General features: G+C 71.5%; 8 protein-coding genes. 4 read left to right on the top strand and 4 right to left on the bottom strand.

The genetic code is table 11. The features are described 5' to 3' along the window. The first annotated feature begins 363 nt into the window (after nucleotides 1–363). Nucleotides 364–1,839 carry a tryptophan 7-halogenase gene (locus BFN33_RS47655; protein WP_069766478.1) on the top strand — a complete coding sequence of 492 codons (1,476 nt, stop codon included), beginning with the start codon at nucleotides 364–366 and terminating at the stop codon, nucleotides 1,837–1,839. A 78-nt stretch (nucleotides 1,840–1,917) separates the two neighbouring features. Continuing rightward, nucleotides 1,918–3,390: a glycoside hydrolase family 3 N-terminal domain-containing protein gene (locus tag BFN33_RS47650; protein ID WP_069766477.1), complete on the top strand. Its 1,473-nt coding sequence runs from the start codon at nucleotides 1,918–1,920 to the stop codon at nucleotides 3,388–3,390. An 87-nt stretch (nucleotides 3,391–3,477) separates the two neighbouring features. Here BFN33_RS47650 and BFN33_RS47645 read toward each other — a convergent pair whose 3' ends face one another. Beyond that, nucleotides 3,478–4,740, bottom strand: a complete 1,263-nt coding sequence (locus BFN33_RS47645) for a cellulase family glycosylhydrolase (protein WP_088245545.1) — start codon at nucleotides 4,738–4,740, stop codon at nucleotides 3,478–3,480. 15 nt (nucleotides 4,741–4,755) lie between these two features. Here BFN33_RS47645 and BFN33_RS47640 point away from each other — a divergent pair, with 15 nt between their 5' ends. Beyond that, nucleotides 4,756–5,832, top strand: a complete 1,077-nt coding sequence (locus tag BFN33_RS47640) for an N-acetylglucosamine kinase (protein WP_069766476.1) — start codon at nucleotides 4,756–4,758, stop codon at nucleotides 5,830–5,832. Continuing rightward, nucleotides 5,829–8,045, top strand: coding sequence for a glycoside hydrolase family 3 N-terminal domain-containing protein (locus BFN33_RS47635; RefSeq protein WP_069766475.1), 2,217 nt, complete (start codon nucleotides 5,829–5,831; stop codon nucleotides 8,043–8,045). The genes BFN33_RS47640 and BFN33_RS47635 overlap by 4 nt, the downstream gene beginning before the upstream one ends. Here BFN33_RS47635 and BFN33_RS47630 read toward each other — a convergent pair. The 3 genes from BFN33_RS47630 to BFN33_RS47620 are packed head-to-tail and all read right to left on the bottom strand — an operon-like array spanning nucleotide 8,009 to nucleotide 11,282. Continuing rightward, nucleotides 8,009–8,890 (bottom strand): carbohydrate ABC transporter permease, encoded by an 882-nt coding sequence (locus BFN33_RS47630; RefSeq protein ID WP_069766474.1) that lies wholly within the window; start codon nucleotides 8,888–8,890, stop codon nucleotides 8,009–8,011. The genes BFN33_RS47635 and BFN33_RS47630 overlap by 37 nt on opposite strands. After that, the gene (locus BFN33_RS47625; protein ID WP_069766473.1) at nucleotides 8,887–9,909 is read right to left on the bottom strand and encodes a carbohydrate ABC transporter permease; all 1,023 of its coding nucleotides are present in this window, start codon (nucleotides 9,907–9,909) and stop codon (nucleotides 8,887–8,889) included. The genes BFN33_RS47630 and BFN33_RS47625 overlap by 4 nt, the downstream gene beginning before the upstream one ends. After that, nucleotides 9,909–11,282: an extracellular solute-binding protein gene (locus BFN33_RS47620; RefSeq protein WP_069766472.1), complete on the bottom strand. Its 1,374-nt coding sequence runs from the start codon at nucleotides 11,280–11,282 to the stop codon at nucleotides 9,909–9,911. Before BFN33_RS47620 ends, BFN33_RS47625 begins: the two co-directional genes overlap by 1 nt. Nucleotides 11,283–11,290 lie beyond the last annotated feature (8 nt).

Raw genomic sequence — 11,290 nt, 5'->3', positions numbered from 1 at the left:
CGACGAGCGCCCACGACCGACGAGCGCCCACGACCGACGTAAGCCCACGACCCCGCGACCGCCCACGACCGACGTAAGCCCACGACCCCACGACCGCCCACGACCCCGCGACCGCCTACGTTCCCGCGTAAGCCCTCGACCCACGAGCGCCCACGATCCCACGTACGCCCACGACCCACGACCGCCGACGACTCGCGAACGCCCACGATCCCGCGTAAGCCCTCGACTCGCGACCGCCCACGATCCCGCGTAAGCCCTCGACCCGCGACCGCCCACGACCCACGACGGCCCCCGACCCACGACGGCCCACGACCCGCGACCGCCCACGACCCGCGTCACCCCGACCGAGAACTGGAGTTCCCGATGGACCCCGAGTACGACCTGATCGTCGTCGGTGGTGGGCCGGCCGGCTCGACCGCCGCGGCCGCCGTGGCGATGCGCGGGCACCGGGTGCTACTGCTGGAGCGGGAGACCTTCCCTAGGTACCAGATCGGCGAGTCGCTGCTGCCGGCGACCGTGCACGGTCTGTGTGGCATCCTCGGTGTCGCCGAGGAGGTCGCCGAGGCCGGGTTCACCCTCAAGCGCGGCGGCACACTGCGCTGGGGGCGCGATCCGAAGCCGTGGCAGTTCTCCTTCTCCATGACGCCCCGGCTGCCCGAACCCACGGCGACCGCCTTCCAGGTGGAACGCTCCCGGTTCGACGAGATCCTGCTGCGCAACGCCGCCCGCGTCGGCGCCGAGGTGCGTGAGGGCAGCACGGTGCGCCGGATCGTCGCCGACGACGAGCGGGTGCGCGGGGTCGAGTACACCGACGGTGACGGCAACGCCCGTACCGAGTACGGCCGTTACCTCATCGACGCGTCAGGCAACACCAGCCGGGTGCACTCCGGGGTGGGCGGGAAACGGGTGTACTCCGACTTCTTCCGCAACCTCGCCGTGTTCGGGTACTTCGCGGGCGGACGCCGGCTCCCGGAGCCGAACAGGGGCAACATCTTCTGTGCCGCGTTCGACGCCGGCTGGCTCTGGTACATCCCGCTGCGTGACGACCTCACCAGCGTCGGCGCCGTGATCTCGCCCGAGCACACCGCGGCCGTCCAGCGGGATCCGCGGGCTGCCTGGCAGGACATGATCCGGGCCTGCCCGGAGGTCGCCGAGCTGCTCGACGGAGTGCCGGCCGCGACCGAGCCGCCGTACGACCGGGTGCGGGTGCGCAAGGACTGGTCGTACTGGAAGAAGTTCTTCTGGACGCCCGGCATGGCGCTCGTCGGGGACGCCGCCTGCTTTGTGGACCCGGTGCTGTCGTCCGGCGTCCATCTGGCCACCTACGGCGCCCTGTTGGCGGCCCGCGCGGTCAACTCGGCACTCGACGGCAGTGTGCCCGAGGAGCGTGGCTTCACCGAGTTCGAGGCGCGGTACCGGCGTGAGTACGGGGTGTTCTACGACTTCCTCATCGCCTTCTACGACATGGAGCGCAACGACGAGTCCTACTTCTGGTCCGCGAAGAAGGTCACGAAGGTCGACAGCACCGAGGTGGCGGCCTTCGCCGAGCTGGCGGGTGGACTCGTCTCGGGTGACTCGGCGGTGCTGGGGCCGGAGCGGCTCGGGGACCACTGGAGTGCCGCGGCGGCCGAACTGGACGGCGCGGTGGGCGGGTTGGCGAACGCTGACGACGGGGTGAACCCGCTGCTGTCCACGCGGGTCGTCGGCGAGACCTTCCGGACCGGCAATGATCTCCAGGAGCAGGCGCTCTACGGCGGCCCCCTGGACGACACCGGTACGGCGGGCCCGGGTCACCTCGTCGCCTCCGCGGACGGGCTGGGCTGGGAACGGCTCGAGTGACGGTCCGCCCGCCGGGCGATGAATGACCGAACCATTGGTATGTTGACTTTCGGCTGGACGAGCCAGAGGATTCCAGGGGTGACCCCTACCGAGCGTCAGCCTGTCCGCACCGCCCTGCCCGTCGACCTCGACGAGGCCGCCCACCGCTGTCTCGTCGCCGGCTTCGAAGGCACCACGGCCGTCCCCGACACCCTGAAGCGACTCATCGACCGCGGCCTCGGCGGAGTCATCCTGTTCACCCGCAACGTGCGCGACGCGGAACAGGTGCGCCGGCTCACCGACACGCTGCGGGCCCTGCGTCCCGACCTGCTGGTCGCCATCGACAACGAGGGCGGCGGCATCGGGCACCTGGTCGCCGCGGGCGCCCCCGAGGTCCCCGGCTCCTACGCCCTCGGCGTCGTCGACGACCCGGACCTCACCGCCCGCTGCGCCGACGCGCTCGCCGGACATCTGGCCACGCTGGGCATCACCGCCTCCTACGCCCCCGTCGCCGACATCCAGCGTGAGGCCGGCAACCCGATCGTGCGCACGCGGGCCTTCGGTACCGAGCCCGAGCTGGTCTCCCGGCACCTGGGCGCCTGGATCGCGGCCACCGAGGCGCGGGGCGTCGCCTCCTGCGCCAAGCACTTCCCCGGGCACGGCGGCACCCTCACCGACAGCCACCACGAACTCGCCGTCGACCCGCGCCCGTACGACGAACTCGACCTCGGCCCCTTCCGGACCGCGATCGCCGCGGGCGTGCCGATGCTGATGAGCGCGCATGTCGTCTTCCCGGCACTGGACCCCAACCGGCCGGCCACGCTCAGCCGGCGCATCCTCGGGGATCTGCTGCGGCACGAACTCGACTTCGACGGGGTGCTGGTCAGCGACGCGCTGGAGATGAAGTCGATCGCGGACCTGTACGGGGAGGCCGCGGGGGCGCGGATCGCCCTCGCCGCCGGAGCGGACCAGGTCATCGTCGCCGTGGCGGATCTTGCGGTGAGCCTGGAGTGCCGGGACGCCGTGCTCGAGGCGCTGCGGGACGGGGTGCTCGGCGAGGAACGGGTCCGGGAGGCCGCGGGGCGGGTTCAGCGGCTGGTCGAGCGGTATGCGACGCCGGCCGACGAGATCGCCGTATGGGACGAAGGGGCGGGGCTGGAGGCGGCTCGGCGGGCCGTGCGGGTACCTCCGGTGGGTGTGCGGGGGGCCCATGTCGTGGACCTCTTTCCGGCGCCGCATCCGGCGTTGAACTGGGGTGGAGAGGATCTGCTGACCGAGGTGCTGGCCATTGATCCGACGGCTACGGGGACGGCGGTCGCGGGGGAGCCGGTCGATCCCGCCGCGCTCGTCGACGTGATTCTGGCCAAGGCCGGGGAAGCGCCGCTGGTGGTGGCCACGTCCGATGCGGGCCTGTATCCGTGGCAGGCCCGCATGCGGGACGAGCTGGTGGCCCGGCGGCCGGGGGTCGTGCGGGTGGCCACGGGGCTGCCGGAGGAGGGGGCGTTGTGTTCTTACGGGCGGGGGAGGGTCAATTTGCGGGCGGTGGCCGAAGTGCTGGCCGGAGCGCGGTGATTCGTCTGCGGGCCGGTGGGGGCTGGTCGCGCCCACGCGGCGGAGCCGCACATCGACACAGCCCCGCGCCCCTAAGGGCGCTCACCTTCACGGTATGTGTATGAGCTCCTTGACTCCTCTTGCCGCCAGGTAGCCCTCGTCCTCCGCCCGTTCCGCCAGGATCACCGCCGGGCGCACACCCTCCTGGCGCAGGTTCATCCACGCCTCGAAGTAGGCCCCGCCCGGCCCCGACACCGAGCGCGTGGACGGCGTGCAGTCCAGGACCAGGGCCGTGTCGCGGGGATCCGGTGTCGAGGGGCCGGCCCGAAGTTCCGTCGCCGTGGCCGCCACGGCCTCCGCGATCGGTTTGGGCCGCCCGTCGGAGTCGAACAACCCCAGCGTGTACTCCAGCTCCGGGAAGTCCGCCAGTGAGCGGTCCACGTCGTGGGAGCACCACCACGTCACGCCCCACAGGTTCTCGCAGCCCGACGCGTTCAGGATCGTCTCGCGGGCGAAGTGCGGGGCGTCGGCGGCCGGGATGTGGGGTTCGGGGGCGCCGGTTTCCTGGACCCAGACCGGGCGGGCCGGGTCCTCGGCGTAGGCCTTGGCCAGTTCCGTGCCGTATTCGGCGAGGTGCAGGACCTGGGGGGAACGGGGGCCGTAGAGGCTCGCGCAGCCGCCGGAGAAGACCCAGGGGTGGACCGTGGTGAGGTCTCCCTTGCGGGCCGAGGCCTCCGGGGTGAAGGGGTGGTCGTCGCCGTACCAGGCCGCGTCGTACGCGGAGTGGGTGACGAGGCCCTCGGAGCCCAGACCGTCCCGGGCGGCGGCCAGCAGGGTGTCCAGGTAGTGGTCGACCTCCGCCACGGTCGCCGGGTTGTGCTCGACGAGGTTGTTGAGCTCGTTGCCCAGCTGGAGGCCGATGAGGTTCGGACGGCCTGCGAGGGCGCGGCCGAGGGTGCGGAGCAGGTCGGCCTGGGCGTCGATCGCCTCCGGGTCGGTGAAGACGTTGCGGTGGTGCCAGCTGCGGGTCCACTCCGGGTAGAAGTCGAAGCTCGACAGATGGCCCTGCACGCCGTCCACCAGGACGTCGAGGCCCGCCTCGGCCGCCAGATCGACCAACCGCGTCAGCTGGTCCACGGCCGCGGTGCGGATCAGCGTGCGGTTGGGCTGCAGGAGCGGCCAGAGGTGGAAGACCCGGACGTGGTCGAGGCCGAGCCCGGCTATCTGTGCCAGATCCTCGCGGGCGCGGCCCGGATCGAAGTCGTGCCAGGCGTGGAACCAGCCGTGGCGGGGTGTGTAGTTGACGCCGAAGCGGAGCGTGGGAATGGGATCCTCCTCGGGCCGGGCCCTTGTCCTGCGCGAATGTATCAATCACCATAGTCGTCGATGGGTAATGATTTGAACCACGAATTGCGCGACGGTCGCGATCTGGTCGTCGGCCTCGACGCCGGCGGCACCCGCACCCGCGCGGTCCTCGCCGCCGCCGACGACGGTCGCGTGCTGGGCGAGAGCACCGGCGGCCCGGGCAATGCCATGACCGTGCCGGTCCCGCAGCTCACCGACCACCTCGCCGAGGCGCTCGCCCGGGTGGTGCCCGAGGGTGCGCGCGCCCGGGTCGTGGCCGTGACCGGCGGTTTCGCGGGCGCCACGGCGGCCTCAGCGGAGGACCCCGGCACCGCCAGGGCCCGCACGGCCCTCACCGAGGCCCTGGGCCGCCTCGGCATCCCGGCCGGTCGGGTGGGCGTCTGCAGCGACATCGAGGCCGCCTTCGCCGCCGCCCCCGGCACCCCCTCCGAGGGCCTCGCCCTGGTGGCGGGCACGGGCGCGGTCGCCATACGCATCACCGACCGTCACGCCACGACCACGGTGGACGGCGACGGCTGGCTCCTCGGCGACGAGGGCAGCGGCTTCTGGATCGGCCGCAGCGCGGTCCGCGCGGCCCTGCGCATGGCCGACGGCCGCGGCCGGCCGACCGTCCTCGCCGGCTGGGTCGGCCGCACCCTGGGCCTGCCGGTCGACGTCCTCCCGAAGGGCTCAATCCCTTCGTACGACCATGGCGGCACCGCCCTGCCCAGCGGTACCGGAGCCCACCCCACCGGCGTCCCCGGCTGGGAACGCGCCCGGCGTGAGGACTTCCGCCGCCATCTGCTGCCCGCCGTCATGGCCGATCCGCCGATCCGGCTGGCCCGCTTCGCCCCGCTGGTCGCCGACGCGGCCGCCGAGCAGGACGCCGTGGCCAGGGCGATCCTGAGCGAGGCGGCGGACCACCTGCTGGAGACCGTACGGGCGCTGGAACCACGCCCCGGCGAACGGATCGTCGCCACGGGCGGCCTCCTCGGTCCCCAGGGTCCGCTCACGACCCCGCTGGCCGAGCGGCTCCACACCCACGGCCTGAGCCTCGACTGGGTGGCCGACGGCTGTCCAGGCGCGGTCGCCCTCGCACGGCTGGCGCACCCGTCATGAGCGACGCCCTCTACCGCGACCCCACCGCACCCGTGGACGCCCGCGTCCGCGACCTCCTGTCCCGGATGACCCTGCGCGAGAAGGTCGGCCAGCTCAACCAGCGCATGTACGGCTGGGACGCCTACCGCCGCACCGGTGACGGCGGCTTCGAACTCACCGAGGCCCTGTACGCCGAGACCGACCGCTTCGAGGGACTCGGTGCCCTCTATGGCCTCCAGCGCGCAGACGCCTGGTCCGGCGTGGATCACGGCAGCGGACCCGGCGTCGCCGACGGAGCCGCCCTCGCCGAGTTGGTCCAGCGGCATGTCGTGAGCCGGAGCCGGCTCGGCATCCCCGCACTCCTCGTCGAGGAGGTCCCGCACGGCCACATGGCCCTCGACGGCACGGTCCTCCCGGTCAACCTGGCGGTCGGCGCCACCTGGGACCCCGACCTCCACGAGCGCGCCGCCGCGCACGCCGCCGCCGAACTCCGGGCCCGCGGCGGCCACGTGGCCCTCGTCTCGGCGCTGGACATCGTCCGCGACCCGCGCTGGGGCCGTACGGAGGAGTGCTTCGGCGAGGACCCGTACCTGGCCGCCCGGCTGACGGAGGCGCTGGTCCGGGGAATGCAGGGTGTCCCGGGCGACGGCGTCTTCGCCGCCGACAAGGCCCCCGTCGTCCTCAAGCACTTCGCCGGTCAGGGTGCCACCGTCGGCGGCCGCAACTCCGCCGAGTCGGAACTCGGCCTGCGTGAACTCCACGAGATCCACCTCCCAGCCGCCCGGGCCGGTGTCCGCGCGGGCGCCGCCGCCGTCATGGCCGCCTACAACGAGGTCGACGGGATGCCCTGCTCCGGCAACCGTGCCCTGCTCACCGGGCTGTTGCGCGAGGACTGGGGCTTCGACGGGCTCGTCATGGCGGACGGCCTGGCCGTCGACCGGCTGGCGCGGATCACGGGGGACAAGGTCTCCGCGGGTGCTCTCGCCCTCGACTCCGGTGTGGATCTGAGCCTTTGGGACGAGGGCTTCACCCATCTGGAGGAGGCGGTCGAGCGAGGACTCGTCAAGGAGACCGTTCTCGACGGCGCCGTCGCCCGCGTCCTGCGCCTCAAGTTCCGGCTGGGACTGTTCGAGCAGCAGCACACGACGGCCTCCCCGCCGGCCGGCGGCGAGGAGCTCAGCAGGGAGGTCGCGCGGGCGGCCGTCACCCTCCTGCGCAACGACGGCGTACTTCCCATCGGCGCGAACGTCTCACGGGTCGCCGTACTGGGCCCCCAAGCCGCCACCACCGCCCACCAGTTGGGCGACTACACCGCCCCGCAGCGCCCCGCCACCGGCAGCAGTGTCCTCGACGCCCTGCGCCGGCTCGCCCCGCCCGGCCTCGACATCCGGTACGCCCCCGGCTGCGCCCTCACCGGCGCCGACGTCTCCGGGATCCCCGAGGCCATCGCCCAGGCCGCCGCGTCCGACCTCGCCGTCCTGGTGCTGGGCGGCAGCAGCGCCCGTACCCCCGAGACGGAGTTCGACGCCAACGGGGCCGCGCTCAACGCCGTGTCCGAGATGACCTGCGGCGAGGGCGTCGACCTGGCCGGACTGGGGCTGGGAGCAGCCCAGTACGCGCTGCTGGACGCCGTCGTGGCGACGGGCACACCGACCGCGGTCGTGCTGGTGCAGGGGCGCCCGCACGTCCTGCCGGACACCGCGCCCGCGCTGCTCACCGCCTGGTACCCCGGCCCCTGGGGCGGTGAGGCGATCGCCGAGGTGCTGCTCGGACTCGCGGAACCGGCGGGCCGCCTGCCGGTCTCGGTACCGCGCTCGGCGGCCCAACTCCCCGTCTACTACAACCACAAGGACACCGAGTACGGCGGATACGTGGACGAGAGCGCCGAGCCGCGGTACTCCTTCGGGCACGGGCTGTCGTACACGAGTTTCGCCTACGGCGAGCCACGCCTCACGGGACGCACGGTCGAGGTGGATGTCACCAACACCGATCGGCGGTACGGGCGTTCGGTGGTCCAGGTGTACCTACGCCGCCTGATCACCCCCTTCTGGCCGCGCACCCTCGAACTGTGCGCGTTCGAGGGTGTGGCTCTTGCTCCGGGCGAGCGCCGTACGGTGACCCTGTCTCTCGAAGGCCTCAGCGGCACGGTCGAGATCAGGGTCGCCGCGTCCGCACGCGAGGCGCTCGAAGCCCGGGGTCAGAGCTTCACGGCCCCCGCCGACACGCCCTTGTAGAACCACCGCTGGGTGATCACGAACAGCACCAGCACCGGGACCACGGAGATCACCGAGCCGGCCATGACCATCCGCTGGTCGTAGCCGAAAGACGAGTTCTGCAGGCGTGAAAGCCCCAGCGTCAGCGTCATGTTGCTCTCGGAGCGCAGCACGATCAGCGGCCACAGGAAGTCGTCCCAGGCGCTGATGAAGGTGTTGATGACGACGACCAGGATCGCGCCCCACGCGGACGGCAGATACAGGTGCCTGAAGCGCTGCCACTCGTTCGCGCCGTCGAGCATGGCCGAGTCCTCGATCTCGCGCGGGACCGCGAGGAACGCGCCGCGCATGAGGAGGACGTTGATGGCGCCCACGAACCCGGGCAGCCACACGCCGGCCAGGTGGTCGACCAGGCCCATGTCCCGGATGCTCAGGAACAGCGAGACCATGATCGACTCGAAGGGGAACATCATCGAGGCGATCAGGACCACCCAGACCGCCTTGCGGCCCTTCCAGCCGGGCTTGGAGAGCATGTAGCCGGCGGTGGTGGAGAAGACCAGCTGGCTGGTGACCGACAGGGCTACCACGATCAGGCTGTTCCTGATGTACGTGCCCACCGGCACCTGGTCGAAGATGGTCCTGTAGGCCCGCAGGGTCGGGTGGTGGGGCAGCAGGGTGGCGTTGGCGCCGAAGACGTCCTCGCCGGTGCTCTTCAGGGAGGCGAGGAGCTGCCACAGCAGCGGGCCGACGGTGAGGCCGAGGACCAGGAGGAGCAGCAGATAGCGGACGACGAGCTCGCGGGGGCGGCCGTAGTCCCGCCAACGCGGCGTCAGGCGGCGGCGCTTGGGTGCGACAGCGGTCGTCATGCCTCGTCCTCCTTCGTCAGGCGCTGCGCCAGCAGGGTCAGTCCCAGCGTCAGCAGGAACAGGGCCACGCTGACGGCCGAGCCGTATCCCGCGTTGCCGGTGATCGGGTCCAGGCCGACGTCCCGGATGTAGAAGGGCAGGGTGCGGTCGGCGCCACCGGGTCCGCCGGTGGCGCTGCCGAGCATGTAGATCTCGGTGAAGACCCTGAGCGATCCGATGCCGGTGAGGGTGCCGACGAGCATCATGGCCTGCCGTACGCCGGGCACGGTGATGTGCCAGAAGCGCCGGGCCGCTCCGGCGCCGTCCATGGCGGCGGCCTCGTGGAGCTCCTTGGGGACGTTCCCGAGGGCGGCCAGGTAGAAGACCATGTACCAGCCGAGGCCCTTCCACAGGGTCAGGCCCATCGCGGACAGCAGGATCAGCCAGGAGTCCGACAGGAACGGGACGGCCGACCTGATCAAGTGGGCTTTCTGCAGCCAGGTGTTGACCAGTCCGTCGTCGGCCAGCAGCCACTGCCAGCTCAGCCCGACGACCACGCTGGAGGCCAGCACCGGTGTGTAGAAGGCGGACCGGAAGAAGCCGATGCCCGGCAGGTTCTTCTCCACCAGCACCGCCAGCAGCAGCGGCAGCAGCACCATCAGCGGTACGACGATCAGCGCGTACAGGATGCTGTTGCGGGTCGCCAGCCAGAAGTCCGAGTCGTCCAGCATCCGCGTGTAGTTGTCGAGCCCGACGAACCTGTACGCGCCGCCCAGCGGCTTGGCGTTGGTGAACGACAGCAGCATGGTGTTGAGGAACGGGAACACCCCGAAGATCACCGCGCAGGCGATCGCGGGCGCGGTCCACAGCCAGGGCAGCCACCAACGGCGGTACATGGCGGCGCCGTTGGCGCCCGGGGCGGGGCCCGGCAGGACGGCCCTGGCGAGCCGGCGGGCGCGGGACGGGGCCGGGCCCGGCGGGGAGACCTTCGCCTCCGCACCGGGCACGGACACCGGGTTCGTGGTGTGCGTCGCCGCCATCAGCTGCTCTGCTTCAGCATCTCGTCGGCCTTCGCCTGGGCGTCCTTCACGGCGTCCGCCGCACTCTTCTTGCCCTGCATGGCCAGCTGCACCTGGGCGACGATGGCGTTCTGCATGGCCGAGGAGATGTTGGTCTGGTAGGCGGTGGCCGTCTTCAGCTGCTCGGCGACCAGCTGGCGGGCCTGCGCGAACGGGTCGTCACCGGTGACCTTCTGGAAGAACGGGTCGTCCAGCGAGGCCGAGGTGGTCGGGAAGATCACCACCTTCGGGTCCTTGCACCAGGCCGTCTGGTTCTCGGCGTTGGTGAGGAACTCGGAGAACGCCAGCGCCGTGGGGGCGTTCTTGCTGGTCGCCGCGGTCGCGATGTACTGCGGGGCGCCGGTGGTGTGGCCGAGCGCGTCGAAGGGCTGCTGGCCGACCGCGGTCTTGTCGTAGACCGAGGGGCTGTTCTGCTGCACGAAGCGCACGAAGCTCGGGTTGGTCGAGCCGTAGGCGACCTTGCCCTGGCTGTAGAGCGTGGAGGGGTCGTTGCTGGAGGACAGCGAGTCCTTCGGCATCGCGCCCTCCTTGTACAGCTTGGTCATCCACTCGACCCACTGGACCGTGCGCGGGTCGTCGGCGAAGACGGCGGACTTGCCGTCGGCGGAGAGCGTCTTGATGTTCATCTGGTCCCAGTCGGCCGGGATCCGCCACACCGGGTTGGCCATCGTCGCGTAGAACTTGCCCTTGGCCGCCTTGGCGACCTTCTCGTAGTCGGCGAACAGCCCGAACACGGTCGTCGGCGGCTTGGCCGGGTCGATGCCGGCCTGCTTCAGCAGATCGGTGTTGTACGTCAGGAGGATGCCGCCGGTGTACCAGGGCAGGACCGTGTGGACCGACGCGCCGGAGGGGTCCTTCATGACGCTGGACTTCCAGAAGGCCGGCACGAAGGGCTTGGCGGCGTCGGGGTCCTTGACGCCCACGTTCAGCAGGTAGCCGGCCTTGGTGAGGGAGGTCGCGGTGGGGGAGTCGACATTGAGGACGTCCGGCAGGGTGCAGGCCTGGGCGTCGGCGACGGTGCGCTGGCCGAACGTCGAGTCGCCCGGGTCGTCGATCCACTTGACCTTGGTGCCGGGGTGGGCCGTCTCGAAGTCCTTGATCACTCCGTTGAAGAAGTCCCCGAAGTCCTTCTTCAGGTTGGTGGTCTGGAAGGTGATGTCGCCCTTGACCTCGCCGGTGAGCTTGCCCGACCCGACGTTGCCCTTGTCGACCTTGCAGCCGCCGGCGGTGGAGTCACCGCTGTCGGATCCGCCGCCGGACAGGCCGCAGCCGGCGGCCGTCAGCGACAGAACGGCGAAACAGGTCAGGGTGCGGGTCAGTCTCTTTGCACGCATGTCATGCC

The organism is Streptomyces sp. LUP47B (assembly GCF_001746295.1).
Classification (GTDB): Bacteria; Actinomycetota; Actinomycetes; order Streptomycetales; family Streptomycetaceae; genus Streptomyces.
The sequence above is the reverse complement of the archived record's forward strand: the minus strand, read 5'-3'. Positions and strand labels throughout refer to the sequence as shown.

Bases quoted from the DNA above. Each gene is read 5' to 3' on its own strand.
- BFN33_RS47625 (WP_069766473.1), bottom strand. From the start codon at position 9,909: ATGGCGGCGACGCACACCACGAACCCGGTGTCCGTGCCCGGTGCGGAG.
- BFN33_RS47635 (WP_069766475.1), top strand. From the start codon at position 5,829: ATGAGCGACGCCCTCTACCGCGACCCCACCGCACCCGTGGACGCCCGC.
- BFN33_RS47620 (WP_069766472.1), bottom strand. From the start codon at position 11,282: ATGCGTGCAAAGAGACTGACCCGCACCCTGACCTGTTTCGCCGTTCTG.
- BFN33_RS47630 (WP_069766474.1), bottom strand. From the start codon at position 8,890: ATGACGACCGCTGTCGCACCCAAGCGCCGCCGCCTGACGCCGCGTTGG.
- BFN33_RS47640 (WP_069766476.1), top strand. From the start codon at position 4,756: ATGGGTAATGATTTGAACCACGAATTGCGCGACGGTCGCGATCTGGTC.
- BFN33_RS47655 (WP_069766478.1), top strand. From the start codon at position 364: ATGGACCCCGAGTACGACCTGATCGTCGTCGGTGGTGGGCCGGCCGGC.